This window comes from Bradyrhizobium ganzhouense, from assembly GCF_049949285.1.
Classification (GTDB): Bacteria; Pseudomonadota; Alphaproteobacteria; order Rhizobiales; family Xanthobacteraceae; genus Bradyrhizobium; species Bradyrhizobium ganzhouense.
On record NZ_CP181318.1, the window covers coordinates 5,926,120 to 5,951,689 of the forward strand.

Sequence of the window (25,570 nt, forward strand, 5' to 3'; positions counted from 1 at the left end):
CATTTACGAGAGGCGGCTTGAATGGAACTGGAACAGCACGACGAACGTCACGATCAGGACGCACGGCAGACAGAGAAGTCGGCCTCGCCTGCCCGACAAGCCGTCGTCAACCCACCCTTTGCCAGCGAAGGGCTCGAGCAGATCCGCGACAGCCACTGCTAAGGAATCGCCCTACTCCGGACTTCGCTTACTGGCACTGAAATCCTGCGCGGCGCTGTTCGCACGCGGCGGCACCATCAGCACCACCACATCCCGGCTCAGGCCGGGCCGGCCCCATAGGGACGCCTGCACGGTAAATTCCCGCTTGACAAAATTCCCGGCGCGCGCGGAGACCCATTCCATCCAGCGGCCGCAATAATCCTGGCCACGGAAACAGAGCGCGGCCCAGCCGCGATCGAGCGTCGTCTTGCGCGGCAGGCCCCAATGGTACTGGTACTCGAACGGCCGCGCGTAGTGCGGATGATCCGGACTGTAGAAGGCCGTGGCGAAGGCGAGCGAATCGTCGCCACTGACGGCGCCGAGCGGCTCGCCGGTCAGTTCGCGCCATTGCCGGGTGAGCTCGCCCGCTGCTTGCGCGTAAAGATTCCGTCCTTCTTCATAACCGTGGCTATTGCGATAGACGGCATGGATTGGTGCGGCAACCAGCACGGCGACGAGCCCAACGCCGGCGACAATGACCGCGACATTGACGGTGTAGAAGCGTTCGACGGGATAACGGGCGCCGCAGACGATCAGCACGGCGAACATGAACAATCCCTGAAAAGCCCATAGCGACGGCAGATCCGTGCCCATAGCAAGCGACGTCAGGACCGGCAGAGCGATGGTGCCGATGGCCACGTAGAAGAGTAGCCGAAGGCCCGGGCTCATCGCGGCGAAGTCGGCCGGAAATTGTTTGAGGCGCGTGCCAGCGATGAACACCCAGAGCACGGCAGCGACGCTGATGGCCGCCGCGAGTCCCAGCAGGAAATTCTTCACTTCACCGAGCGCGCTGACGACATTGCCGTTGGCGTGGTTCAGTGCGTAAGTGAAGGTCGATGCGCCCGTGGTCGCGAGCCAGTAGATGTGCGGCGACAGCACCGCGAGCCCGGTGACGACCGAAATCCAGGGCGACGCGGACGTGAAATAGGCGCGCCGCGCCGGGTGCGCCAACGCCGCGAATGCGAAACTTGCGACCAGAAAGACCGAATAATACTTGCCGACCATGGCGAGTGCCGTGGCGCATCCCACCGCGGCCGCCCAGAACACGCTGCGGGTCTCGAACGCGCGCAGAAAACACCATGTGGCGAGCGGCCACGTCGCGAGCAGCACGGCGTTGGCGTTGAAGCGCTGGGCGTGGAATTGATAGGCCGGCGTCAGCATCAGAAGCAGCAGCACCAGGATGCGCTTGTGCCCGGTCACGAATTGCCGCGCGACGCAATCGACGAAGACCAGCGCGAGGCCCACGTTCACCATCGCCATCAGCTGCAGCGACCAGTCGCTTAGCGGGAAGACGGAGGTCCAGCTGGCTGCGATCCAGCCCATCAGCGGCGGATGCTTGTGATAGCCAAAGGCGAAATTCCGTCCCAGCGTCCAGGCCTCGAGCGTATCGGGATGCAGGCCGCTGCCGGCATAGGCGATGGCGAGATACAGCGTCCAGACCACAACGAAGCACGCGATGAGAAGCGGGACAGCCCAGCCTGCCTCCACGCCATCAAGCCAGCGCAATAGCGGCCGCCGCCAGCGCGCCGGCGCGCGATCCGACCGTTCGGCCATCGCCTGGAATGCAAAATCGATCGGCAAGGGGATCAAATCAACGGATTCAAATCGATGGGGGGAAAGAGATGTCCGAGGACGAACCATCTATTTCAGTTTGGAAACAAATAGCAATGATCGGTGTCTGGAAGAGTTAAAAAGGCCCCCAGCTCTCGCTGACACAGAACCGCCAAAAGACAACGGCGCCGCTGATGACAGCGGCGCCGCGTGATGATCGGGATCATAAGGTGCAGGACGCACCTTTCCCCTGTTCCGGCTTACTCCGACTTGTCGATGTTCCAGAACACCGGGGTCGCCGGGCCGTCGATCACGCCGGAGAGCGACTTCCGCCATGCGCTCGGCGCCTGATACTGGCCGAGCGGGACGTAGAGGACCTGGTCATAGGTCTCCTTCTGGATCTCGGTCGCGACCTTCTTCTGATCATCGAGCGAGGCCGCGCGAACGAAGGCGTCCTTGAGCTGCTCGACCTTCGCGTCCTCCGCCCAGCCGAACCAGCCGCCCTTCCTGCCCTGACCGCCGACCGCGACGTTGGAGATCGGATTGACCACGTCGGCGCTGACCCAGTTTGTGATGAACATGTTCCAGCCGCCCTCTTTCGGGGGCTTCTGGCTGGCGCGCCGGCTCACCACCGTCTGCCAGTCGGTCGCCTGCAGATCGACCTTGAAGCCGGCCTCGCGCAGTTGCTGGGCCACCACGATCGGTTGAGCCTTCAGCGTCAGCACGTCGCCCGGCGCCATGAGTACGACGGGCGTCCCGTCGTAGCCGGACTCGGCGAGCGCCTTCCTGGCCGCAGCAATGTCGCCGCCCTTCGCGAGGCTCTCGCCGCCAACCTCTGTCGCGAACGGCGTGTCGCAGATGAAGACCGCGGCGCAAGTCTTGTAGTATTTGGGATTGCCGATCAGAGCATCGAGCACGTCCTTCTGGTTGATCGCCAGGAGTGCTGCGCGGCGGACCTTGACGTTGTCGAATGGCGGATGGAGGAAGTTCATCCGTGCGCCCGTCTGGAATCCGAACTTGTTCAGGATCTCGAGCTTGAGCTCCTTGTCGGCTTCGATGGTGGGCAACATTTCGATGGCCGGATTTTCCATGAAATCGATGTCGCCCGACTGCAGCGCATTCAACGCCGTCTGCGCGTCCGGCATCGTAATCCATTCGACGCGGTCGACTTTCACCACCTTGCCGCCGGCGGTCCAGCTTGCCGGCTCCTTGCGCGGCACGTAGTCGGTGTTCTTGACGTAGACCGACTTCACCCCGGGCTGGAATTCATTCTGCACGAACTTGAAGGGACCAGAGCCGATCTGCTCGGGGATCTGCTTCTCCGGCGGCGTCTCGGCGAGACGCTTCGGCATCATGAAGGCGACCCGCGAGGACGGCTTGCCGATCGATTCCAGCACGAGCGCGTATGGCTCCTTCAGCTTCAGCGTGATGGTCTTGGGGTCGGTCGCCTCGATGCTGGCGGTGAACAGCATCAGCTGCTGCCCCATGCCGTCGACAGCGGCCCAGCGCTTCAGGGACGCAACGCAATCTTCCGCGGTGACCGGGGCACCGTCATGCCACTTCAGGCCGTCGCGCAGCGTGAAGGTGTAAGTCAGCTTGTCGTCGGAAATCTTCCAGTCCGCCATCTGCGGCTGGATCTTGAAGTTCGCATCCGTCGCGATCAGCGTGTCGTAGACCATGTAACCATGATCACGCGCGATATAGGCGCTGGTGAAGATCGGATCGAGGATGCGCAGATCCGAATGCATCACGGCGGTAATGGTCTTATCCGCGGCAAGAGCTGGCGAGGCCAGTGTCGAAAGCGCCACGACTGAGATCGCAAGTGTGGAGGCGAACGCCCGACGCCCCCGGCGCATGAGTTGGAACATTGAAGTTCTCCTGACGAGTTCTTGCTGACGAGGTCTGCCGACGAATTCTCCTGGCGAGCGGCGCCGCTGATGACAGCGGCGCCGCGTAATGATCGGGACGGAACGCGCGCGAACGCGCCTTCGCTTACTTGGGCTTGGCCTTACTCGGACTTGTCGATGTTCCAGAACACCGGGGTCGCCGGGCCGTCGATCACGCCAGAGAGCGACTTCCGCCAAGCGCTCGGCGCCAGATACTGGCCGAGCGGCACATAGATCACCTGGTCATAGGCTTCCTTCTGGATCTCGGTCGCGATCTTCTTCTGATCGTCGAGCGAGGCAGCACGGACGAAGTCGTCCTTGAGCTTCTCGATCTTGGCGTCTTCCGCCCAGCCGAACCAGCCGCCCTTCTTGCCCTGGCCACCGATCGAGAGATTCGAGATCGGGTTGGACACGTCGGCGCTGACCCAGTTGGTGAAGAACATGTTCCAGCCGCCGTCCTTCGGGGGCTTCTGGCTGGCTCTGCGGCTCACCACCGTCTGCCAGTCGGTCGCCTGCGCATCGACCTTGAAGCCGGCCTCACGGAGCAGCTGCACCGCGACGGTCGGCTGCGCCTTCAGCGTCACGACGTCGCCGGGCACCATGACCACGACGGGCGTGCCGTCATAGCCGGACTCGGCGAGCAGCTTCTTGGCCTCCGCCATGCCGTTGCCCTTGACCAGCGATTCGGAGCCGACGTCGGTTGCGAACGGCGTATCGCAGATGAAGAAGGCGCCGCAGATCTTGTAGTACTTCGGGTTGCCGACCAGCGCGTCGAGCACGTCCTTCTGGTTCATCGCCAGGAAGGCTGCACGACGGATCTTCGGATTGTCGAACGGCGGATAGAGGAAGTTCATACGCCCAAGCGTCTGGTAGCCGAACTTGTTCAGCACCTCGACCTTGAGGTCGGGATTACCTTCAAGCACGGGGAGCAGATCCCACGGCGGCACTTCCATGAAGTCGATGTCGCCCGACTGCAGCGCGTTCACCGCGGTCTGCGAGTCCGGCATCGTGATCCACTCGACACGATCGACCTTCACCACCTTGCCGCCGGCGGTCCAGCTCGACGGCTCCTTGCGTGGCACGTAGTCGGTGTTCTTCTCATAGACCGCCTTCACACCGGGCTGGAATTCGCCCTGCACGAACTTGAACGGACCCGAGCCGATCTGCTCGGGGATCGGCTTGTCCGGCGGCGTCTCGGCGAGGCGCTTCGGCATCATGAAGGCCACGCGCGAGGACGGCTTGCCGATCGAGTCCAGCACGAGGCCGTAGGGCTCCTTCAGCTTCAGCGTGATGGTCTTGGCGTCGGTCGCCTCGATGCTGGCCGTGAAGGTCATCATCTGCTGGCCCATGCCGTCGACAGCGGCCCATCGCTTCAGCGAGGCGACGCAGTCCTCCGCCGTCACCGGTGTGCCGTCATGCCACTTCAGGCCGTCGCGCAGCGTGAAGGTGTAGGTGAGCTTGTCGTCGGAGACCTTCCAGTCCGCCATCTGCGGCTGGATCTTGAAGTTCGAATCCGTCGCGATCAACGTATCGTAGACCATGTAGCCATGGTCACGCGTGATGTAAGCGGTGGTGAGGATCGGATCGATGATGCGCAGATCCGAATGCATCACCGCGGTGATGGTCTTGCCTGCTGCAAACACCGGCGAGGCCATTGCCGTTGCAAGCGCGACGACCGATAGCGCAAGTTTGGAGGCGAACGCGCGACGCCCCCGGCGCATCAAGCTCAGCATAAAAAGTTTCTCCTGACGTGAAACTGTTCAAAGGCGGGTCATTGGTTGAGCACAAGGGTCGTTCCTTAGGCGAACTAACCTCATGCAATGCCTTTGTCTTTCGAGACTTGCAGACAGTCTTGAGCGCGTCAATCCGGTTTCGGTGCAGCCCATGGCATCGCATGCACGGGCTCCACAAAGATCAGTTTGGCTCTACAACTCTCCCCGCTTGTCCTGCCGCGCTGATGCAATGCGCATTCCATCTTTCGAAGCTTGAGAGACATTAAGATGAATCCAGCCAATCTTCCCTTCGATTCCGAGGCGATGCTCGAGGGCCTGCGCACCTGGGTGGAATGCGAAAGCCCGACCTGGGACGCAGGCGCGGTCAACCGCATGCTCGATATCGCAGCGCGGGATATGGCGATCATGGGTGCGACCATCGAACGCATTGCCGGCCGGCAGGGCTTCGGCGGCGTCGTCCGCGCGCGCTTCCCGCATCCGAAGCAAGGCGAGCCGGGCATCCTGATCGCCGGCCACATGGATACCGTCCACCCGGTCGGCACCATCGAGAAGCTGAAATGGCGCCGCGAGGGCAACAAGTGCTACGGCCCGGGCATCTACGACATGAAGGGCGGCAATTATCTCTCGCTGGAAGCGATCCGGCAGCTGGTGCACGCCTCTTTCACCACGCCGTTGCCGATCACCATTCTGTTCACGCCGGACGAGGAAGTCGGCACGCCCTCGACGCGCGACATCATCGAGGCGGAAGCTGCGCGCAACAAATATGTGCTGGTGCCCGAGCCCGGCCGCGCCGACAACGGCGTCACCACCGGACGCTACGCCATCGCGCGATTCAATTTGGAGGCGACGGGGCGGCCCAGCCACGCCGGCGCGACATTGTCGGCGGGACGCTCGGCGATCCGCGAGATGGCGCGGCAGATTCTTGCGATCGACGCGATGACGACGGAGGACTGCACCTTCTCGGTCGGCGTCGTGCATGGCGGACAGTGGGTCAATTGCGTTGCAACGACCGCCACCGGCGAGGCGCTCTCCATGGCCAAGCGCCAGGCCGATCTCGACCGCGGCGTCGAGCGGATGCTGGCACTCTCAGGCACAGCGAATGACGTCTCCTTCAAGGTGACGCGCGGCGTGACGCGGCCGGTGTGGGAGCCGGATGCCGGCACCATGGCGCTGTATGACAAGGCCCGCGGCATCGCCAAATCTCTTGGCGCGGAATTACCGCATGCGAGCTCGGGCGGAGGATCCGACGGCAACTTTACGGGCGCGATGGGCATCCCGACGCTCGATGGTCTCGGTGTGCGCGGCGGCAACGGCCACACGCTCGAGGAGTTCATCGAGGTCGATAGTCTGGTTGAACGTAGTCGCCTGATGGCCGGTTTGCTGGCGACGCTGGATTAATTGAATCACCTTCGCACTGCACAATGCATTGGCAGCCGCGGTTGAAATTTAGCCTTGTCTAAAAATGAGGCGCATCGTACTGCTCGATGGTCCACGCGACGATGCGGGAGAGATCGCAACGAAGGCATCCAGCTTTCGTTGCGGCGCCGACGGAGCAACCGCCCCGGAAACTCTCAGGCAAAAGGACTGTATCGTCAGGACGATCTGGAGAGAGACGGCACGATTTGATCGTCGTGACGTCCACCGAAGGGGATAGTCCACGGAGACCTCGCGAGGTCTCTGTCGGATCAAGCTCTCAGGTAACCGTGACAGATGGGGCGCCGCCAACGGCTTTCGGGCCGGCGGTTAGCCGTCTCTAACTCACGGGAGCCCCAACTCAACATGACCCATATCGCCATCATCGGCGCCGGCATCACCGGCGTTACGACCGCCTATGCCCTGCTCGAACGCGGCTACAAAGTAACGGTGCTCGACAAGCATCGCTACGCCGCGATGGAGACCTCGTTTGCGAACGGCGGACAGCTCTCCGCCAGCAATGCCGAGGTGTGGAACAGCACCGCGACGATCCTGAAAGGCCTTCGCTGGATGTTCCGGCGCGATGCGCCGCTGCTGATGAACCCGCGGCCGAACTGGCACAAATATTCGTGGATGAGCGAGTTCGTCGCCAATATCGGCAACTACCGCGCCAACACGATTCAAACCACGCGGCTCGCGATCGAAGCCCGCAAGCATCTGTTCGAGATCGCAACGCGCGAAGGCATCGACTTCGATCTCGAACGCCGCGGCATCCTGCACATCTATCACGACAAGAAGGGCTTTGAGTCCGGCCTGCGCGTCAATGCGCTGCTGCAGGAAGGCGGCCTCGATCGGCGCCCGGTGACGCCGGAGGAAATCCGCAGCATCGAGCCGACGCTGCGCAAGGATTATTACGGCGGCTTCTTCACGCCGTCGGATGCGACCGGCGACATCCACAAGTTCACGCGCGGGCTGGCAGAGGCCTGCAAGCGTCGCGGCGCAACCTTCATCCATGAAGCGAACATCGATTCCATCGCGCAAGCCGGTGGCGGCTTTGTGCTCGGCTGGGCCGATCTTTCCACAAGCGACGCGGTCGCCTCCGCGCGCGGCATGCTGAAGGTCGATGGCGTCGTGGTCTGCGCCGGCGTTGCCAGCCGTCACTTCGCCGCCCTGCTCGACGAACGCGTCAACGTCTATCCGGTGAAGGGTTACTCGATCACCGTACAACTCGACACCGCCGAGAGCCGCAACGCGACGCCGACCGTCAGCCTGCTCGACGAAGCGGCCAAGATCGTCACCAGCCGGCTCGGCGCCGATCGCTTTCGTGTCGCCGGCACGGCCGAGTTCAACGACTTCAACCGCGACATCCGCGCCGACCGCGTGCAGCCGCTGGTCGACTGGGTGCGCAGCAATTTTCCTGATGTCGAGACGTCCCGCATTATTCCGTGGGCCGGACTGCGGCCGATGATGCCGAACATGATGCCGGTGGTGCGCGCAGGCCGGATGCCCGGCGTGTTCTTCAACACCGGCCACGGCCATCTCGGCTGGACGTTGTCGGCCGCGACCGCGCAGATGATTGCCGGAACCATCGACGGCTGGCGCGGGCTCAACGCACCGCCGACCGTCCCTTCACTTCGGGGAGAACTTGGGGTTGAGCGCGAGATGCGCCGTGCATCCTGAGTGGTCACAAATCGATGCGGGGCGGCCCCTTGCGACCGCCCTGCCCTTGGCACACAATTTGCCCCACCAAGACGGCTCTCCGGCCGGCTTTTCCAGCCCGAACGACAGGCGCGCATGATAGACACGACAGAATCCACCGGCGCATCAAGGCGTCGCAAGTTCCGCAGCCGGAGATAGGTGCATGCTAGGTTATCTCATTCGCCGCGTTCTGGCTGCGGTGCCCGTGATGGGCGTCGTCGCACTGTTCGTGTTCCTGCTGCTGCGGCTGACGCCGGGCGATCCCGCCGCGATCCTCGCCGGCGACAATGCGACGCCGGAGCGGCTGGAGCGCATTCGCGCCTCGCTCGGCCTCAACGAGCCCTTGATCGTGCAGTTCATCACCTGGGTCGGCAAACTGCTGCACGGCGATCTCGGGACGTCGCTGATCTCCAACCTGCCGGTCATGAAGATGATCGGTCAGCGCGTCGAGCCGTCGATCTCGATCGCGCTGTCGACCATCATCCTCGCCGTCATCGTCGCCGTGCCCCTAGGGGTGGTTGCGGCCTGGAAGCACGGCACCTGGATCGACCGTTTCGTGATGGGCCTTTCCGTGCTCGGCTTCTCGGTGCCGGTGTTCGTGGTCGGCTATGTCCTCATTGAGGTGTTTGCGATCGACCTGCGCTGGGTGCCGGTGCAGGGCTTCAAGAGCATCTCGGCCGGCTTCGGCCAGTTCTTCGAGCGCATCATCCTGCCGACCTGCGCGCTCTCCTTCATCTACATCGCGCTGATCGCGCGCATGACGCGCGCGGCGATGCTCGATGTGCTCGGCGAGGATTACGTGCGAACGGCGCGCGCCAAGGGCATCAACGAAGTCGCGGTGATGATGCGGCACGCGCTGCGCAACGCCGCCGTGCCCGTGATCACCGTGATCGGCACCGGCTTTGCGCTTCTGATCTCCGGCGTGGTCGTCACCGAAAGCGTGTTCAACATCCCCGGCATCGGGCGTCTCACGGTGGATGCGGTGCTGGCCCGCGACTATCCGGTGATCCAGGCGATGATCCTGCTGACCTCGCTGATCTACGTCGTCGTCAATCTCCTGATCGACGTAGCCTACACGCTGCTCGATCCCCGGATCCGGTACTGAGGCAAGGACAAGGACAAACATGTCAGTCGATACCCTTCCCCAGTCGTCCATTCCGATCACGTCGCCGCTGCGGCCGCGCTTCGGTTTCCTCACCTCGACGCCGATCATCGCCACGGCAACAGTCTTGCTCGCGCTGATCGTGCTGGTCTCGGTCCTGGCGCCGCTGATCGCGCCGCATGATCCGATCCAGTTGGCGCCGTCACTGCGACTCAAGCCCTCGTCGGCGCAATTCCTGCTCGGCACCGACGCCTATGGCCGAGACCTGTTGTCGCGCGTCATCTATGGCGGCCGTGTCTCGCTGCTGATCGGCATCGGCTCGGCCATCCTCTCGATCGTCATTGGCCTTGCGATCGGTCTTGTCTCCGGCTTCTTCAAGCTGATCGATTCCGTCCTGATGCGCGTCATGGACGGCCTGATGGCGATGCCGAGCATTCTGCTCGCCATCGCCGTGGTGTCGCTGTCCGGCGCCAGCATCTGGACTGTGCTGGTCGCGATCACGATCCCTGAAATTCCGCGCGTGGCGCGCCTGGTGCGCTCGGTGGTGCTGTCTGCCCGTGAAGAGCCTTACGTCGAAGCAGCGATCTCGGTCGGCTCGTCGCTGCCAAAAATCATGTGGCGGCATCTGATGCCGAACACGATCGCGCCGCTGATCGTTCAGGGCACCTATGTCTGTGCGTCCGCGATCCTTACCGAGGCGATCCTCTCCTTCCTCGGCGCCGGCATTTCGCCGGAGACGCCGACCTGGGGCAACATCATGGCCGAGGGCCGCCAGTATTTTCAGCTCAAGCCGACGCTGATCTTCTGGCCGGGCCTTTTGCTCTCGATCGCCATCCTCAGCATCAATCTGATCGGCGACGCCGCCCGCGACGCACTCGATCCGCGCATGAAGCAGCGGGAAGGCAAGTGATGACCGATCAAGTGATGACCGATCAAGTGATGACCGATCAAGTGATGACCACCCCAGTCCTCGAGATCAACAACCTCGTCGTCTCCATCGGCAAGAAGCCGAATGGTGCGAAGATCATCGACGGCATCTCGATCCAGGTCAGCGAAGGCGAGACGCTGTGCCTTGTCGGCGAAAGCGGCTCGGGCAAGTCGGTGACGTCGCTCACCACGATGGGGCTATTGCCAAAGGGCACGCTGGTTCCGACCGGCGGCAGCGTGAAGCTCGTTGGCGAGGAGATCCTCACCGCGACCGACCGCCGCCTGCGCCAGCTGCGCGCGACGCAGATGGCGATGATTTTCCAGGAGCCGATGACCGCGCTCAATCCGGTTGTGCCGGTCGGCCGCCAGATCGACGAAGTCCTGCGCGCCCACACCGATCTCGACGCCAGGGCGCGCAAGAAGCGCATCCTCGACATGATGGAGCAGGTGCGCCTGCCCCAGGTCGAGCGCATCTTCGCCTCCTATCCTCACCGCCTCTCGGGCGGCCAGCGCCAGCGCATCATGATCGCGATGGCGCTGGTGCTGGAGCCGAAGCTGCTGATTGCCGACGAGCCGACCACCGCGCTCGACGTCACCACGCAGAAGCAGATTTTGACCCTGATCCGCGACCTTCAGCGCGATCATGGCACGGCGGTGCTGTTCATCACCCATGACATGGGCGTGGTCGCCGAGATTGCCGACCGCGTTGCGGTGATGCGGCAGGGCCGGCTGGTCGAGACCGGCACGCTCAATTCCATCCTGCGCAATCCGACCATGGAGTACACCCGCAACCTGCTCTCTGCGGTGCCGAGCCTGGTGCCCCGGGCAGCACGGCCCGAGACCAAGGAACCGGTGGTGCTGGAAGCCAACGACCTCAGCAAGGTCTACAAGGAGCGTGCCTTCTTCGGCAAAGGCCGCGAGGTCGTCGCCGCCGACAAGGTGACGCTCACGCTGCGCAAGGGCCGCACGCTCGGCATCGTCGGCGAAAGCGGCTCGGGCAAATCGACGGTGGCACGCTGCATCGTCCGCCTGATCGATCCGACCTCGGGCGGCGTGCGCCTGTCCGGCCGCGAAATCTCCGACATCTCGCGTCGCTTGCTGCAGCCGCACCGGCAGAAGATCCAGATCGTGTTCCAGGATCCCTACCGCTCGCTCAACCCGCGCGTCAGCGTGGGCGAGAGCATCGCGGAAGGCCCGATCAATTACGGCGTCTCGCATGCCAATGCGATGAAGCGGGCACGCGAGCTGCTCGAGCTGGTCGGGCTGCCAGCCGACGCGGTGTCGCGCTATCCGCACCAGTTCTCAGGCGGCCAGCGCCAGCGCATCGCCATTGCGCGCGCGCTCGCGCTCGATCCCGATGTGCTGGTCGCGGACGAAGCGGTCTCCGCGCTCGACGTCTCCGTGCAGGCGCAGGTGCTGGAACTGCTGGACGAGATCCAGAAGCGGCTCGGCATCGCCATCCTGTTCATCACCCACGATCTGCGCGTCGCAGCCCAAATCTGCGACGAGGTCGTGGTGATGCAACACGGCCGTGTCGTCGAACAGGGCCCGGCTGCCGAAGTGCTGACGCATCCGCAGGAGGCCTACACGCGGGCCCTGCTCGAAGCAGCGCCCGGCCGCGGCTGGGACTTTGCGAATTTCCGGCCGGTGTCGGAGGGTGTGGCGGCCGCTCTGTAGCAACACTCACCGGTGTCGTCCCGGCGAACGCCGGGACCCATACCGCGAGATCGATCGATCGCATGCGGTGCTAGTCCCGAACGACCAGTCTTCGCCACACTCCTCCCTGGGGTTATGGGTCCCGGCGTTCGCCGGGACGACACCGAGGGTTTGGTTGGCGGAGTGACTCTCACCGCATCCGCAGCATGCCCAAAAACGATCTGACCCTATGCGCGGCGGCATGGGCTCCTCGCTTGCTCTCGCCGCAAGCCCATGTCTAATTTCACGCAACTTCTAACGCTGGGCTTCGATTAATGACACGTATCGCCGTCGGCGGCTTCCTGCACGAGACCAACACCTTCGCTCCGACGAAGGCGACGTTCGCGGACTTCCAGCATGGCGGCGGCTGGCCGGCGATGACTGAAGGTGCTGACGTGCTCAAGGTGATGCGGCGCATCAATGTCGGCCTCGCCGGTTTTGTCGACAGCGCCGAAGCCAACGGCTGGGAACTCATCGCGACCATCGCCTGCGCCGCGAGCCCCTCGGCGCACGTCACCAAGGACGCCTTCGAGCGCATCGTGAAGGTGATGGTCGACGGCATTGCCGCCGCCGGCCCTCTCGACGCGGTCTATCTCGATCTGCATGGCGCAATGGTGACCGAGCATCTCGACGACGGCGAAGGCGAGATTCTGGCACGCGTGCGCCGCGTCATCGGCAAGGATGTTCCGCTGGTCGCGAGCCTCGACCTGCACGCCAACGTCACGCCCGAGATGATGGAACACGCGGATGCGCTGATCGCCTACCGCACCTATCCGCATGTCGACATGGCCGAGACCGGCCGCGCCTCGGCAAAGCACCTCGCACTGCTGCTGAAGACCAAGCAGCGCTTCGCAAAGTCGTTCCGCCAGTTGCCGTTCCTGATCGCGATCAGCTGGCAATGCACCAACGACTTTCCGACCAAAGGCATCTACGAAAAGCTCGCCGCGCTGGAGAGCGACGCGGTTCCGACGCTCTCTTTCGCACCGGGTTTCCCGGCCGCCGATTTCCGCGATTGCGGGCCGAGCGTGTTTGCCTATGGCAAGACGCAAGGAGATGCCGACCGCGCGGCAGATGCGATCGTCAAGCTGATCGAAAGCCACGAGAACGATTTCGACGGCAAGATCTGGTCGCCCGATGACGGCGTGCGCCACGCAATCGAACTTGCGAAGAGCGCGAGCAAGCCGATCATCATCGCCGACACCCAGGACAATCCCGGAGCCGGTGGCGATTCCGATACCACCGGCATGCTGCGCGCGCTGGTGCGCAACAAGGCAAGTGCTGCAACCGGCGCGATCTACGATCCCCAGTCGGCCAAGGCCGCGCATGAAGCCGGCGTCGGCGCCACCGTCACGCTCGCGCTCGGCGGCAAGTCCGGCATTCCCGGCGACGAGCCCTATCGCGAGACCTTCGTCGTCGAAAAACTCTCCGACGGCCGCTTCATCGCGCCCGGCCCCTATTATGGCGGCCGCGAGATGGAGATGGGCCCGTCCGCGGCCTTGCGCATCGGCGATGTCCGCGTCGTCGTCTCCTCGCACAAGGCCCAGCTCGCCGATCAGGCGATGTATCGCTATGTCGGCATCGAGCCGACGGCAGAGAAGATTCTGGTCAACAAAAGCTCGGTGCACTTCCGCGCCGACTTCGAGCCGATCGCCGAAAAGCTGATGATCTGCGCCGCGCCCGGCGCAATGCCGGCCGACACTGCCACGCTGCCCTGGACGCGCCTGCGGCCGGGCATCCGCATCAAGCCGAACGGACCCGCTTTCACGCCCAAGTCTCGCTGATCAAGTCACGCCAACCGGACAGGACACATGCCCACCATTGACCGCATCGACGGCTACGCCGACGAACTCACCGCCATCCGCCGCGACATCCACGCCCATCCCGAGATCGGCTTCGAGGAGGTCCGCACCTCCGGCATCGTCGCCGACAAGCTGAAGAGCTGGGGCGTCGAGGTGCATCGCGGTCTCGGCGGCACCGGCGTGATCGGCGTCATCAAGGGCAAGGGCTCTGGCGGCAAGCGCATCGGCCTGCGCGCCGACATGGACGCGCTGCCGATGGAGGAGAACACCAACCTGAAATGGAGCTCGAAAATCCCCGGCCGCTTCCACGGCTGCGGGCATGACGGCCACACCACCATGCTGCTCGGCACCGCGCGCTACCTCGCCGAGACCAGGAATTTCGACGGCACGGTGCACCTGATCTTCCAGCCGGCCGAGGAAGGCCTCGGCGGCGCCCGCGCAATGATCAAGGACGGCCTGTTCGAGAAGTTTCCGTGCGACGAGCTCTACGGCCTGCACAACGCGCCTGACCTCAATCTCGGCGAGATCGCCATCCTGCCTGGGCCGGCGATGGCCGGCGCCGACTTCTTCGACCTCCGCATCACCGGCTATGGCGCGCATGGCGCGATGCCCGAGCGCTCCAAGGACGCGGTGATCATCGCGACCACGCTGGCGCAGGCGATCCAGACGGTCGTCAGCCGCAACGTCGAGCCGCTCCAGGCTGCGGTGGTGTCGATCACCCAGATCCATGCGGGCTCGGCCTACAACGTCATTCCCGGCGAAGCGCATCTTTGCGGCACCATCCGCACCTTCTCGGATGAAGTCCGCGCCCTGATCAGCCAACGCATCCGCACGATCTGCGCCGGCATCGCGAGCGCCTATCAGTGCGAGATCGACGTCGACATCCGCGATACCTTTGGCGTGCTGGTCAACCAGGTCGAGCAGTCCAAGGTGGTCGAGGACGTCGCCCGCACCATCGTCGATCCGGCCAAGGTGATCACCCGCAGCCAGCCGAAGATGGGCAGCGAGGACTTTGCCGACATGCTGCAGACCATTCCCGGCGCCTATTTCTGGGTCGGCCACGACGGCTCGGTGCCCGTGCACAATCCCGGCTTCGTGCTCGACGACAAGATCCTGCCGATCGGCGCCAGCATGTTCGCCCGCATCATCGAGACACGCATGCCGGTGGGTGCCCATGCATAAAAGGAGCGTCGAAGAGGCGGTCACCTCGCTGCATGATCTGTCCGCGGTCGATCTGATCGCGGGCTATCGTGCAAAACAGTTCTCGCCGAGCGAGGTGCTGGAGGACGTGCTTGCGCATGTCGCTGCGTGGGAACCGCACCTCAAGGCGCTCTATGCGTTCGATCCGGACAGCGCGCGCGAGGCCGCGAAGGCCTCGACCGCGCGCTGGTCCGGAGGCGAACCATCAGGTCCGCTCGACGGCGTTCCTGTCACGGTGAAGGACAATATCGCGACCAAGGGCGTGCCGGTGCCGCTGGGGGCCGCGAGCGTCAAGCTCGTGCCGGCCGAGAAGGATGCCCCGCCCGCCGCGCGTCTGCGCGAGGCTGGTGCGATCATCTTCGCGAAAACCACCATGCCCGATTACGGCATGCTGTCCTCGGGGCTCTCCTCGTTTCATGCGCTCGCGCGCAATCCCTGGGACCTCTCCAAGAATCCCGGCGGCTCCAGTGCCGGCGCAGGCGCTGCTGCGGCCGCCGGCTATGGCCCGCTGCATCTCGGCACCGATATCGGCGGCTCGGTGCGCCTGCCCGCAGGCTGGTGCGGTCTCGTCGGACTGAAGCCGAGCTTCGGTCGCGTCCCGATCGACCCCGCCTATGTCGGCCGCGTCGCCGGCCCCATGACCCGTACGGTCGACGATTGCGCACTGATGATGAGCGTGATCGCAAAGCCCGACCGGCGCGACGGCATGAGCCTGCCCGCCGAGCCCTTGAACTGGAAGGGCCTGGAGAAGTCTCCGCGCAAACTACGGATCGGCCTGATGCTCGATGCCGGCGTCGGCCTGCCGGCGGAAAAGCCGGTCCGCGAGGTCGCGGTGAACGCTGCAAAGGCGTTCGAATCCGCAGGCAGCGTCGTCACCGAGGTCGACGGTATCCTCACGCGCGAGATGCTCGATGGTCTCGACAATTTCTGGCGCGCAAGGATGTGGGACGACCTTTCGAAGCTCTCGCCGGCCGAACAGGCAAAGGTGCTGCCCTATATCTTCAAATGGGGCGCGTCCGGCGCCAAGCTGTCGGGCGTCGACGTCATCCGCGGCTTCAACCAGACCATGGCGATCCGCGCGGCGGCGTCAAAGCTGTTCTGCGAGCTCGACTATTTGATCTCACCGACCGCGCCGAACGTGAACTATGCGGCGGACTGGGCCTCACCCACCAACGATCCGATGAGGCCATTCGAACACATCTGCTATACCGTGCCGTGGAATATGTCGGAGAACCCGGCCGTCTCCGTCAATGGCGGCTTCGACTCCAAGGGTTTCCCGATCGGCGTGCAGATCGTCGGCCGACGCTTCGACGATATCGGCGTGCTCGGCATGGCCAAAGCTTTCGAGGGCCTGCGTGGCCCGCAGAAGCCCTGGCCCAAGCCGCCGGCAAAATAATCGCACCTTCGTCATTCCGGGTTGCGCCCTCTTGGCGCAAGCCCGGAATCCATTCATCCGCACAAGTAGTGTGGAGAAATGGATTCTCAGGTGCGCAATTGCGCACCGTAGCTCGCGCTTCGCGCGCCCCGGAATGACGTGCTAGAGAAAGCGATAAATAAGCAAGGAAGGAAACCACTCATGGCGTATGAGACGATCAAATACGAGGTCGCCGAGCAGATCCTCACCATCACGCTGAACCGGCCCGACAAGCTCAACGCCTTCAACGCGCAGATGCAGGCCGAGCTGATCGACGCGTTCGATGCCGCCGACAAGGACGACAACGTCCGCGCCATCATCGTCACCGGCGCCGGCCGCGGCTTCTGCGCGGGTGCAGACCTTTCCTCCGGTGCCGACACCTTCGACCGCGACGCGCGGCGCGGGCCGGTGAAGCGTTTTGCCGACGGCAAGGTCGATTACAGCGACCCGCAGGTCCGCGATGGCGGCGGCCAGGTGACCTTGCGCATCTTCAAATGTTTGAAGCCTGTCATCGCGGCTGTGAACGGTCCCGCCGTCGGCATCGGCGTCACCATGCAGCTTGCGATGGACATCCGTATCGCATCGGACGCTGCGCGCTTCGGCTTCGTGTTCTCCCAGCGCGGCATCGTGCCGGAGGCGGCATCGAGCTGGTTCCTGCCGCGCATCGTCGGCATCTCGCAGGCGCTGGAATGGTGCTATTCGGGCCGCGTCTTCCCGGCGCAGGAAGCGCTCGCCGGCCGCCTCGTCAGCAAGGTCGTCGCCCCCGATGATCTCTTGCCGACCGCGCGCGCGCTCGCCAAGGAGTTCGCCGCCAAGACCGCGCCGGTGTCGGTGGCGCTGATCCGCCAGATGATGTGGCGCATGATGGGCGCCGACGATCCAATGGAAGCCCACAAGGTCGACAGCCGCGGCATCTACACCCGCGGCCGCTCGGACGATGTGAAGGAAGGCGTGGTGTCGTTCCTGGAGAAGCGGCCGGCGCAGTTCAAGAACAAGGTGTCCAGCGACATGCCGGATTATTTTCCGTGGTGGACGGAGCGGGAGTATAAGTGACGCTCTCGTAGGGTGGGTTAGCCCCGCGGATTGCGCAAAGCGCAAACCGCTAGGCGTAACCCACCTCTTTCGTGTCCACGGTCACAGAAGTGGTGGGTTACGCCGAGCAGATGCGCTTCGCGCAATCTGCAGGGCTAACCCACCCTACGTTCTTACTCCATCACTAGCGCCACACGCCCGATCGCCTTGCGGTCGAGCAACAACCGCATCGCCTTGGCGTAATCCGCGAGCGGCAAGCGGTGCGAGATGTTCGGGCGGAGCTTCCCTTCTTCCGCCCATTGCAACAGCGCCTTCAGGCGGACTTCGCCAAGCGCGGGATTTTTCCGCACCGCCTCGCCCGCACGCACACCGAGCACGCTGGCGCCCTTGATGAGGAGAAGATTGGTCTTGGCCGAGCCGATGCCGCCGGTGAAGCCGATCACCAGCAGCCGCGCGCCCCAGGCGATGCAACGCATCGAATTCTCAAACACCTCGCCGCCGACGGGGTCGAACACGACGTCGGCGCCGCGGCCATCGGTGATGCGCTTGACGGCATCGCGAAACGGCTCGCGATCGTAGCGCACGAGATGATCGGCGCCGCGCGCCTTGGCAATCGCCAGCTTCTCGTCGCTGGAGGCCGTCGCGATCACAGTCGCGCCAAGCATCTTGCCGATCTCCACTGCCGCAAGCCCGACACCGCCGCCGGCACCATGCACCAACAGCACTTCGCCGGGCTCGACCCGGCCGCGATCGATCAGCGCGTGATAGGCGGTACCGTGGCCGGCGAGATAGGTCGCGCCCTCGGCATAGTCAAAATTCGATGGCAGCGGCGTGAGTTGCGACGGCGTGACGACGGCTTCGTCCGTGAACGCGCCATGGCGCATCTTGACGATGACCTTGTCGCCGACGGCGACGCCGCTCGCCTCCGCGCCGACTTCGGTCACGTCGCCGGCGGCTTCCATGCCGGGCGTGAACGGCAGCTCGGGCTTGAGCTGATATTCGCCGGCCGCCATCAGCACGTCGGGAAAGTTCAGCCCGGCGGCGCGGATCGCGACGCGAACCTCGCCCGGCTTCAGGGCGCGCGACGGAAACTCTTCCAAAAGCAGCGCTTCGGGCGCGCCGAGCGCGCGGCAGACGACAGCCCGCACCATCAGGCCGCGCTCGCCTTGCTGCGCATCAACGCCTCGCGGATCAGCGGCAGGCGATCATTGCCGAAATACATGTCGGTCTTGTTGACGAAGATCGTCGGCGAGCCGAACCCGCCGCGGGCAACGACCTCCTCCGTGTTGGCCTTGAGCTGATCCTTGATTGCCTGATCCGAGATGCCGGCAAAGAACTTCTGCTCGTCGATGCCGACCTTCTTGCAGATCTCGGCCAGCACCGCATCTTGCGAGATGTCCTTGTCAGCGCCCCAATAGGTCTCGAACAATGCAGTTGCGAACGGCACCATCTCCTTGCCCAGCCAGATGCAGCCGCGCATCGCCTTGACGCTATTCACCGGAAACACCGTCGGCGGCATCTTGATCGCAAGGCCGGCCGAGCGCGCCCAGTCGGCGAGGTCCTTCTTCATGTACCGCGCCTTCAGCGGCACCGGCGTCTCGCGCTGTGCGTAGACGCTCGGATTGACCGTATTGAAGATGCCGCCGACCAGGATCGGCCGCCAGATGATCTCGACGCCGAGCTCCTTGGCGAGCGGCTGGATGTTGTGGAAGGCGAGATAGGTCCACGGGCTGGAACAGTCGAAGAAGAATTCGATCATGGCGTTTCCTTTGGTGTTTCGTCCCGCTCGCTCCCCCGTCATTGCGAGCGAAGCGAAACAATCCAGAATCTTCCCGCGGAAACAGTCTGAATTGCTTCGTCGTCGCCGCTGGAATAGAGGGCAACTTTTGTTGTTCTATACCTCGACGTTAAGACATGGCAGACAGAGGTGCAATCACAACCCGCCGGGAGGGACCCATGCTGTTTCCAACGACGATCGCCGGCTCCTTGCCCAAGCCGGAATGGCTCGCCGAGCCCAATATGCTCTGGGCGCCCTGGAAGTCGCAAGGCGACGAGCTGCTACGTGCCAAGCGCGACGCCACGATGCTTGCGGTGAAGGTCCAGGAGGATGCCGGGATCGATATCGTCACCGAAGGCGAGCAGGCCCGGCAGCATTTCGTTCACGGTTTTCTCGAGAAGATCGAGGGCATCGACTTCGCCCACAAGGTCGAGATGGGCATCCGGAAAGATCGCTACAAGGCGATGGTGCCGCAGGTGGTCGCGCCGCTCCGGCTGAAGGGCCGCGTCCACGCCGACGAGGCCCGCATCGCCCGCACGCACACGATGAAGAAGCTGAAATTCACCCTGCCCGGCCCGATGACCATCATCGACACCATCGCCGATCGTTACTATGGCGACCGCGTCAAGATGGCCTTCGCTTTCGCCGAGCTTTTGAATGAGGAAGCCAAGGCGCTGCAGGCCGACGGCGTCGATCTCGTCCAGTTCGACGAGCCCGCCTTCAACGTCTACATGGACGAGGTCAACGACTGGGGCGTCAAGGCGCTGGAGCGCGCTGCGCAGGGCCTCACCTGCGCCACCGCCGTCCACATCTGCTACGGCTACGGCATCAAGGCCAATACCGACTGGAAGGAGACGCTCGGCGCGCAGTGGCGGCAGTATGAGCAGATTTTTCCGGCGATCGATGCGAGCCCGATCGAGCAGGTCGCGATCGAGTGCCGCAATTCGAAGGTGCCGCTCGATCTGCTCGCGATGCTCAAGACCAAGATCGTGCAGGCCGGCGTGATCGATGTCGCCAGCGATACGGTCGAGACGGCCGAGGACGTCGTCAAGGTGATCGATGCGGTGTCGAAATTCGTGCCCAAGAGCAACATCATCGCCACCACCAATTGCGGCATGGCGCCGATGCGGCGCGAGATCGCAGAGGCCAAGCTGATGGCGCTCGGCGCAGGCGCCGCGCTGGCACGGGAGAAGCTCGGTTGATGGTGGCGATTCGCCCGGCACTCGCGGTCGTCGCGCTGGCAGCGCTCACGCCGCCGGCGCAGGCGGAGGACCGCTCGGTGCTGCTGAACTGCAAGGCCATGGTGGAGCGTGCGCAGAAGGATGCGAACGCTGTGAGCGAAGCCGAGCTGACCCGCTGCCGACAGGTGATCCGCGAATGGGCGCTGCGCGATGCGCGGACGACCGTGGATGAAGAGGGTAAGCCGCTGCGCTAGGAGCGCGCGGTCGGATGCAGCACAGGCTGATAACCTGCGTTCATTGCGCGTAGTGTCGATGGCGGCGTCAGCAGCGTTGCTTCGTCAGGCTGCTGCTCCACCGCGGCATATCCCGCTGCCGACCACAGCAGCGCCCTGCCTCGCGTCACCAGAAAACTTTCCTCGCCCTGCTGCAGCATCGCGCCGTCGGGAAGCTGCTCGAGCGGCACCAGCAGCGCGTGCAACCGCTTCTTGCCGTGATCGAGCCGCTCGTGGTGCAGCATCGTGTCGATGTCGTGCATGCGGACATCGTGCACGCGATTGCCCTTCTCCCACGCGGCGCGAAAGCGATTGGCATCGTCGCGGCGGCAGTAGAAGCAGGGGCGATGTCCGGCGGCGAGCGCGGTAGCCTCGTCGAGGAAGAACAGCTCGGTCCAGCTTCGCTGTGCCATCACCTCGCGGCGGCGGCCGCGGAATTCGCAGGTGCAGGTGAGCCAGGCCGGCGTCGACCAGCGCTTCTTCAGTAGCGTCTTCGTCGCGGGATCATGGATGATGCCGCGATTGCCGGTGAACAGGCCGCGATGCGGGGTGGCGATGATGTCGCCGGTCGGTGTCACACGATTTTGCAGGGGCATGACCACCTCCACCCGTCATTGCGAGCGAAGCGAAGCAATCCAGAGTCTTTCCGCGGAACGATTCTGGATTGCTTTGTCGCTTCGCTCCTCGCAATGACGGTGATAACTACGCCGCGCCGTCGCGGAGCGGCGGGTGGTAGGACAGCGCAGTGTCCCAGGGGAAGAAGATCCAGGTGTCCTGCGAGACTTCCGTGATGAAGGTGTCGACCAGCGGGCGGCCCTTGGGCTTGGCGTAGACCGTGGCGAAATGAGCGTCCGGCAGCATCTCACGCACCAGCTTGCCGGTCTTGCCGGTGTCGACGAGATCGTCGACGATCAGAAGCCCCTTGCCGGTGCCGCCGCCGAGCTTCATGGCCTGATCTGAAATGCCCTTCAGGACCTGCAGCTCGCCCTGCTTGTCGTGGTCGTAGCTAGCGATGCAGACCGTATCGATCACGCGCACGCCCAGCTCGCGCGCCACGATCGCGGCCGGCACCAGGCCGCCGCGGGTGATCGCGATCACCGCATGGAACGGACCGACCTCGTTGAGCCGCCAGGTCAGCGCCCGGCAGTCCCGGTGGAACTGATCCCACGACACCGGAAAGGGCCTGCCCGCCCGCTCCTGCGCGCTCAGTTCCGGTGCTTCACCAGCCATTGTCGTCTCCTGCATTCGTCTGCCGGCAGCTCTATTTGCTACCGGGTGATGTTCAATCCCGCCAGCATTTCCTTCACCGCCGCCATCGCGGATGCGAGCTTATCCGCATCGCGCGAACGCACCACCAGATTGGTGTTCGGCTTTTGCTCCTCGTCCATGAAGGGATAGCTGCCGATGATGGTGTCGGGATGAGCGGCGGCGATCGCCCGCAGCGGGCTGCCGATGTCGCCTTCCCGCGCATTGGCGCGGACCGATTCGGACAGCATGCGGACGCCGGATTTCAGCTTGGGCGAGACGATGTCCATCATCGCCTGCATGATCGAGGGCACGCCGGCCATGACGATGACGTTGCCGATCTTGAAGCCGGGGGCGAGGATGGTGGCGCTCTGGATCAGCTCGGCGCCATCGGGGATGCGGGCCATGCGCAGGCGGGCCTCGTTGAGGTCCTGCTCGCTCCAGCGCTCGCGGAAACGGGCGACCACCTCCGGATGGTGGTCGATGCCGACGCCAAAGGCCTTGGCGACGCTGTCGGCAGTGATGTCGTCGTGGGTCGGCCCGATGCCGCCGGTGGTGAAGACATAATTGTAGCGATGCCGCAGCGCATCAAGAGCGGCAATGATGTCGGCTTCGTCGTCGGAGACGACCCGGACTTCCTTGAGGTCGATGCCGATATTGGTCAGGTATTCGGCGATGAAGCCGATATTCTTGTCCTTAGTCCGGCCGGACAGGATTTCATCCCCGATGACCAGAATGCCCGCCGTGACGATCTCGCTCATAACTTAAGTCCCTCACCTGTCGCGCCGAATTTGCCGGGGTAACGCGTTGAAGTCACGCGGTTTTGCTGCAGAAATAAGCAGCCCTCAGCCATTTTTTCAGGCAAGCCCCCGGCCATCCCCGGCAAATATTGCAAGTCCATGCTTATCGCGCTGGCCCGCCCCTTGCTACCACATGAAAGTCATGCACTCTTGCCGCATGGCCACGGAGAACAGTCGGGATCTATGGCAATCGCGTTTGACGAAATGAATATTCCGGGCGGGGACCTTCGCCCCGCCTATCAGGAGCTGGCACGCTGGCTCAAGGAGACGCCTCCCGAGGCGCTCGAATATCGCCGCCAGGAGGCCGAGCTCCTGTTCCGCCGCATCGGCATCACCTTCGCGGTCTATGGGGACTCCGAATCCACCGAGCGCCTGATCCCGTTCGACGTGATCCCGCGGATCATGTCCGGCAAGGAATGGGCGCTGCTGGAGAAGGGCCTCAAGCAGCGCGTCCGCGCGCTCAACATGTTCCTGCGCGACATCTATCACGGCCGCGACATCCTCCGCGCCGGGATCGTGCCCGACGACCTGATCTTCCAGAACCCGGTCTTCCGCCCGGAGATGAACGGCCAGCAGGTGCCGCACGACGTCTACGTGCACATCGCCGGCATCGACATCATCAGGGTCGACGCTAACGACTTCATCGTGCTCGAGGACAATGCGCGGACGCCCTCGGGCGTGTCCTACATGCTGGAAAACCGCGAGATCATGATGCGGCTGTTTCCGGATCTGTTCGCCCGACACAGGGTGGCGCCGGTCGAGCGCTATCCGGACGAGCTGCTCTCCGCCTTGCGTTCGGTGGCGCCGCAGGGCGCCTCGGGCGAGCCGACGGTCGCGCTGCTTACCCCCGGCGTCTACAACTCCGCCTATTACGAGCACTCCTTCCTCGCCGACAAGCTCGGCATCGAGCTGGTCGAAGGCCGCGACCTCATCGTCAAGAACAACGAAGTGTTCATGCGGACGACCGAGGGCGTGAAACGGGTCGATGTCATCTATCGCCGCGTCGACGACGATTTCCTCGATCCCCTCACCTTCCGTCCGGACTCTGCGCTCGGCGTGCCAGGGCTGATGTCGGCCTACGCCGCCGGCAACATCACTCTCGCCAACGCGGTCGGCACCGGCATCGCCGATGACAAGGCGATCTACTCCTACATGCCTGACATCGTGAAATTCTACCTCGGTGAAGAGCCGATCCTGAAGAACGTGCAGACCTGGCGCTGCCGCGAGCCGAAGGATCTCGCTTACGTGCTCGACCACCTCGGCGACCTCGTCGTCAAGGAAGTGCACGGCTCCGGGGGCTACGGCATGCTGATCGGCCCTGCCGCGACGAAAGCGACGATCGAAGCCTTCCGCGAGAAGCTCAAGCGCGAGCCGGAAGGCTTTATCGCCCAGCCGACGCTGGCGCTCTCGACCTGCCCGACCTGCACGGCCTCCGGCCTCGCCCCGCGCCACGTCGATTTGCGGCCCTTCGTGCTCACCGGCAGCAAGAGCACGACGATCGTGCCGGGCGGGCTGACGCGTGTTGCGCTGAAGGAAGGCTCGCTCGTGGTGAATTCGAGCCAGGGCGGCGGCACCAAAGACACCTGGATTTTGGACGAGTAGAGAGATGCTGTCGCGTACCGCCGAAAACCTCTACTGGCTCGCCCGTTATGTCGAACGGGCCGAATATCTCGCGCGCACCATCGATGCGACCCTGCGCGTCACCGCGCTTCCCGCCGCCTATATCGGCAAGACCAACGAGTGGGACTCCGCGTTGCTCACCGCCGGCGTTGCGGAGAGCTTCTATCAGACCCACGAGGAAGCCAACGAGCACAACGTCGTCGACTACCTCTCGTTCTCGGCCGACAACCCGTCCTCGATCAGGAACTGCATCGAGGCAGCGCGGCTGAACTCGCGCTCGGTGCGCACCGCGCTGACCAGCGAGATGTGGGACACCATCAACTCCGCCTGGATCGAGCTCCAGGCGGTGTGGAGCAAGGGCACCTCCACGCGCGAGGACCTCGCCAAATTCCTGCGCTTCGTGCAGGAGACCTCGCTGCGCTTCGACGGCTCGGCCTACCGGACCATGCTGCGCAACGACGCCTATTGGTTCTCGCGCCTTGGCCTGCATCTGGAGCGCGCCGACAACACCGCACGCATACTCGACGTCAAGTATCACGTGCTGCTGCCTGAGGAGGAGCACGTCGGCGGTCCGCTCGACTTCTATCAATGGAGCTCGATCCTGCGCTCGGTGTCGGCGCTGACGGCCTATCACTGGGTCTACCGCGAGACGCTGAAACCGTGGCTGGTCGCGGATCTGCTCATCCTCAACGGCACGCTGCCGCGCTCGCTCGCGAGCTGCTACGACAATCTCGTGCGCAACCTCGACCAGATCGGCGTCGCCTATGGCCGCCAGGGCCCGGCGCAGCGCCACGCCCGCGGCATCCGCAATCGGCTGGAACACAGCAACATGAACGACATTTTCCAGCATGGCGTGCATGAATTCATTCAGGAATTCATCGCGGACAATTCCAGGCTGGGCGAAATCATCACGAAGCAGTATTTGATCTGATGTCCCCCGGCTGACGAAACGGGATATCGTCATGGCCGGGCTTGTCCCGGCCATCCACGTTCTTGCTACCGCGCGGTGAGGAAGAGCGTGGATGCC

Annotated in this window: 22 protein-coding genes and 2 riboswitches; of the genes, 14 read left to right on the plus strand and 8 right to left on the minus strand. The window is 64.0% G+C overall.

All coding sequences use genetic code 11. The features are described from left to right. The first annotated feature begins 21 nt into the window (after window positions 1-21). On the plus strand, window positions 22-162 hold the full coding sequence (locus ACLFLU_RS27370) for a hypothetical protein (RefSeq protein ID WP_426407876.1): 141 nt from the start codon (window positions 22-24) through the stop codon (window positions 160-162). 9 nt (window positions 163-171) lie between these two features. Here ACLFLU_RS27370 and ACLFLU_RS27375 read toward each other — a convergent pair whose 3' ends face one another. The 3 genes from ACLFLU_RS27375 to ACLFLU_RS27385 form a co-directional block, all read right to left on the minus strand. After that, complete coding sequence (locus ACLFLU_RS27375; protein ID WP_426414087.1) at window positions 172-1,752, minus strand: glycosyltransferase family 39 protein; 1,581 nt, start codon at window positions 1,750-1,752, stop codon at window positions 172-174. Between the two features lie 257 nt (window positions 1,753-2,009). After that, window positions 2,010-3,617, minus strand: a complete 1,608-nt coding sequence (locus tag ACLFLU_RS27380) for an ABC transporter substrate-binding protein (protein ID WP_426407877.1) — start codon at window positions 3,615-3,617, stop codon at window positions 2,010-2,012. 140 nt (window positions 3,618-3,757) lie between these two features. Next, window positions 3,758-5,368 (minus strand): ABC transporter substrate-binding protein, encoded by a 1,611-nt coding sequence (locus ACLFLU_RS27385; protein ID WP_426407878.1) that lies wholly within the window; start codon window positions 5,366-5,368, stop codon window positions 3,758-3,760. 267 nt (window positions 5,369-5,635) lie between these two features. Between ACLFLU_RS27385 and ACLFLU_RS27390 the strand changes: the two genes are divergently transcribed. The 9 genes from ACLFLU_RS27390 (at window position 5,636) to ACLFLU_RS27430 (ending at window position 17,669) form a co-directional block, all read left to right on the plus strand. Continuing rightward, window positions 5,636-6,766: a M20/M25/M40 family metallo-hydrolase gene (locus ACLFLU_RS27390; RefSeq protein WP_426407879.1), complete on the plus strand. Its 1,131-nt coding sequence runs from the start codon at window positions 5,636-5,638 to the stop codon at window positions 6,764-6,766. Window positions 6,767-6,860: 94 nt separating this feature from the next. Next, window positions 6,861-6,965, plus strand: a riboswitch (glycine riboswitch). A gap of 3 nt (window positions 6,966-6,968) precedes the next feature. Beyond that, window positions 6,969-7,080, plus strand: a riboswitch (glycine riboswitch). 67 nt (window positions 7,081-7,147) lie between these two features. Then, window positions 7,148-8,461 carry a D-amino acid dehydrogenase gene (locus ACLFLU_RS27395; RefSeq protein ID WP_426407880.1) on the plus strand — a complete coding sequence of 438 codons (1,314 nt, stop codon included), beginning with the start codon at window positions 7,148-7,150 and terminating at the stop codon, window positions 8,459-8,461. Between the two features lie 181 nt (window positions 8,462-8,642). Continuing rightward, window positions 8,643-9,584, plus strand: coding sequence for an ABC transporter permease (locus ACLFLU_RS27400; RefSeq protein ID WP_426407881.1), 942 nt, complete (start codon window positions 8,643-8,645; stop codon window positions 9,582-9,584). 19 nt (window positions 9,585-9,603) lie between these two features. Then, window positions 9,604-10,491 carry an ABC transporter permease gene (locus tag ACLFLU_RS27405; protein WP_426407882.1) on the plus strand — a complete coding sequence of 296 codons (888 nt, stop codon included), beginning with the start codon at window positions 9,604-9,606 and terminating at the stop codon, window positions 10,489-10,491. Between the two features lie 29 nt (window positions 10,492-10,520). Continuing rightward, window positions 10,521-12,185, plus strand: a complete 1,665-nt coding sequence (locus ACLFLU_RS27410) for an ABC transporter ATP-binding protein (protein ID WP_426414088.1) — start codon at window positions 10,521-10,523, stop codon at window positions 12,183-12,185. Window positions 12,186-12,478: 293 nt separating this feature from the next. Then, on the plus strand, window positions 12,479-13,984 hold the full coding sequence (locus ACLFLU_RS27415; RefSeq protein ID WP_426407883.1) for a M81 family metallopeptidase: 1,506 nt from the start codon (window positions 12,479-12,481) through the stop codon (window positions 13,982-13,984). A 27-nt stretch (window positions 13,985-14,011) separates the two neighbouring features. Then, window positions 14,012-15,184, plus strand: coding sequence for a M20 aminoacylase family protein (locus ACLFLU_RS27420; RefSeq protein ID WP_426407884.1), 1,173 nt, complete (start codon window positions 14,012-14,014; stop codon window positions 15,182-15,184). Beyond that, entirely contained in the window at window positions 15,177-16,598 is a 1,422-nt protein-coding gene (locus ACLFLU_RS27425) for an amidase (protein WP_426407885.1), read from the plus strand. The genes ACLFLU_RS27420 and ACLFLU_RS27425 overlap by 8 nt, the downstream gene beginning before the upstream one ends. Window positions 16,599-16,778: 180 nt before the next feature. Continuing rightward, a complete protein-coding gene (locus ACLFLU_RS27430; RefSeq protein WP_091966264.1) occupies window positions 16,779-17,669 on the plus strand; it encodes a crotonase/enoyl-CoA hydratase family protein in 891 nt (296 codons plus the stop codon). A gap of 152 nt (window positions 17,670-17,821) precedes the next feature. Here ACLFLU_RS27430 and ACLFLU_RS27435 read toward each other — a convergent pair whose 3' ends face one another. Both ACLFLU_RS27435 and ACLFLU_RS27440 read right to left on the minus strand, forming a co-directional pair. Next, on the minus strand, window positions 17,822-18,799 hold the full coding sequence (locus ACLFLU_RS27435) for an NADPH:quinone oxidoreductase family protein (protein ID WP_426407886.1): 978 nt from the start codon (window positions 18,797-18,799) through the stop codon (window positions 17,822-17,824). Continuing rightward, the gene (locus ACLFLU_RS27440; protein WP_426407887.1) at window positions 18,799-19,407 is read right to left on the minus strand and encodes a 2-hydroxychromene-2-carboxylate isomerase; all 609 of its coding nucleotides are present in this window, start codon (window positions 19,405-19,407) and stop codon (window positions 18,799-18,801) included. Before ACLFLU_RS27440 ends, ACLFLU_RS27435 begins: the two co-directional genes overlap by 1 nt. A 197-nt stretch (window positions 19,408-19,604) precedes the next feature. On the opposite strand from ACLFLU_RS27440, the gene ACLFLU_RS27445 reads away from it, so the two are divergent. After that, a complete protein-coding gene (locus tag ACLFLU_RS27445; protein ID WP_426407888.1) occupies window positions 19,605-20,627 on the plus strand; it encodes a methionine synthase in 1,023 nt (340 codons plus the stop codon). Continuing rightward, entirely contained in the window at window positions 20,627-20,860 is a 234-nt protein-coding gene (locus ACLFLU_RS27450) for a hypothetical protein (RefSeq protein WP_426414089.1), read from the plus strand. Before ACLFLU_RS27445 ends, ACLFLU_RS27450 begins: the two co-directional genes overlap by 1 nt. Here ACLFLU_RS27450 and ACLFLU_RS27455 read toward each other — a convergent pair. The 3 genes from ACLFLU_RS27455 to ACLFLU_RS27465 all read right to left on the minus strand — a co-directional run bounded on the left by ACLFLU_RS27455 (window position 20,857) and on the right by ACLFLU_RS27465 (window position 22,884). Continuing rightward, window positions 20,857-21,474: a hypothetical protein gene (locus ACLFLU_RS27455; protein WP_426407889.1), complete on the minus strand. Its 618-nt coding sequence runs from the start codon at window positions 21,472-21,474 to the stop codon at window positions 20,857-20,859. The genes ACLFLU_RS27450 and ACLFLU_RS27455 overlap by 4 nt on opposite strands. Window positions 21,475-21,580: 106 nt before the next feature. Then, complete coding sequence (gene gpt / locus ACLFLU_RS27460) at window positions 21,581-22,108, minus strand: xanthine phosphoribosyltransferase (RefSeq protein ID WP_426407890.1); 528 nt, start codon at window positions 22,106-22,108, stop codon at window positions 21,581-21,583. A gap of 38 nt (window positions 22,109-22,146) precedes the next feature. Continuing rightward, window positions 22,147-22,884, minus strand: coding sequence for a competence/damage-inducible protein A (locus ACLFLU_RS27465; protein WP_426407891.1), 738 nt, complete (start codon window positions 22,882-22,884; stop codon window positions 22,147-22,149). A gap of 222 nt (window positions 22,885-23,106) precedes the next feature. Here ACLFLU_RS27465 and ACLFLU_RS27470 point away from each other — a divergent pair, with 222 nt between their 5' ends. Both ACLFLU_RS27470 and ACLFLU_RS27475 read left to right on the plus strand, forming a co-directional pair. Then, entirely contained in the window at window positions 23,107-24,525 is a 1,419-nt protein-coding gene (locus ACLFLU_RS27470) for a circularly permuted type 2 ATP-grasp protein (RefSeq protein WP_426407892.1), read from the plus strand. A gap of 4 nt (window positions 24,526-24,529) precedes the next feature. Continuing rightward, window positions 24,530-25,474, plus strand: a complete 945-nt coding sequence (locus tag ACLFLU_RS27475) for an alpha-E domain-containing protein (RefSeq protein ID WP_027535663.1) — start codon at window positions 24,530-24,532, stop codon at window positions 25,472-25,474. Window positions 25,475-25,570 lie beyond the last annotated feature (96 nt).

Coding starts and splice junctions, on each gene's coding strand:
- gpt (WP_426407890.1), bottom strand. CDS start 22,108: ATGGCTGGTGAAGCACCGGAACTGAGCGCGCAGGAGCGGGCGGGCAGG.
- ACLFLU_RS27395 (WP_426407880.1), top strand. CDS start 7,148: ATGACCCATATCGCCATCATCGGCGCCGGCATCACCGGCGTTACGACC.
- ACLFLU_RS27430 (WP_091966264.1), top strand. CDS start 16,779: ATGGCGTATGAGACGATCAAATACGAGGTCGCCGAGCAGATCCTCACC.
- ACLFLU_RS27420 (WP_426407884.1), top strand. CDS start 14,012: ATGCCCACCATTGACCGCATCGACGGCTACGCCGACGAACTCACCGCC.
- ACLFLU_RS27455 (WP_426407889.1), bottom strand. CDS start 21,474: ATGCCCCTGCAAAATCGTGTGACACCGACCGGCGACATCATCGCCACC.
- ACLFLU_RS27435 (WP_426407886.1), bottom strand. CDS start 18,799: ATGGTGCGGGCTGTCGTCTGCCGCGCGCTCGGCGCGCCCGAAGCGCTG.
- ACLFLU_RS27475 (WP_027535663.1), top strand. CDS start 24,530: ATGCTGTCGCGTACCGCCGAAAACCTCTACTGGCTCGCCCGTTATGTC.
- ACLFLU_RS27450 (WP_426414089.1), top strand. CDS start 20,627: ATGGTGGCGATTCGCCCGGCACTCGCGGTCGTCGCGCTGGCAGCGCTC.
- ACLFLU_RS27380 (WP_426407877.1), bottom strand. CDS start 3,617: ATGTTCCAACTCATGCGCCGGGGGCGTCGGGCGTTCGCCTCCACACTT.
- ACLFLU_RS27370 (WP_426407876.1), top strand. CDS start 22: ATGGAACTGGAACAGCACGACGAACGTCACGATCAGGACGCACGGCAG.
- ACLFLU_RS27390 (WP_426407879.1), top strand. CDS start 5,636: ATGAATCCAGCCAATCTTCCCTTCGATTCCGAGGCGATGCTCGAGGGC.
- ACLFLU_RS27405 (WP_426407882.1), top strand. CDS start 9,604: ATGTCAGTCGATACCCTTCCCCAGTCGTCCATTCCGATCACGTCGCCG.
- ACLFLU_RS27375 (WP_426414087.1), bottom strand. CDS start 1,752: ATGGCCGAACGGTCGGATCGCGCGCCGGCGCGCTGGCGGCGGCCGCTA.
- ACLFLU_RS27465 (WP_426407891.1), bottom strand. CDS start 22,884: ATGAGCGAGATCGTCACGGCGGGCATTCTGGTCATCGGGGATGAAATC.
- ACLFLU_RS27440 (WP_426407887.1), bottom strand. CDS start 19,407: ATGATCGAATTCTTCTTCGACTGTTCCAGCCCGTGGACCTATCTCGCC.
- ACLFLU_RS27415 (WP_426407883.1), top strand. CDS start 12,479: ATGACACGTATCGCCGTCGGCGGCTTCCTGCACGAGACCAACACCTTC.
- ACLFLU_RS27470 (WP_426407892.1), top strand. CDS start 23,107: ATGGCAATCGCGTTTGACGAAATGAATATTCCGGGCGGGGACCTTCGC.
- ACLFLU_RS27410 (WP_426414088.1), top strand. CDS start 10,521: ATGACCGATCAAGTGATGACCACCCCAGTCCTCGAGATCAACAACCTC.
- ACLFLU_RS27400 (WP_426407881.1), top strand. CDS start 8,643: ATGCTAGGTTATCTCATTCGCCGCGTTCTGGCTGCGGTGCCCGTGATG.
- ACLFLU_RS27385 (WP_426407878.1), bottom strand. CDS start 5,368: ATGCTGAGCTTGATGCGCCGGGGGCGTCGCGCGTTCGCCTCCAAACTT.
- ACLFLU_RS27425 (WP_426407885.1), top strand. CDS start 15,177: ATGCATAAAAGGAGCGTCGAAGAGGCGGTCACCTCGCTGCATGATCTG.
- ACLFLU_RS27445 (WP_426407888.1), top strand. CDS start 19,605: ATGCTGTTTCCAACGACGATCGCCGGCTCCTTGCCCAAGCCGGAATGG.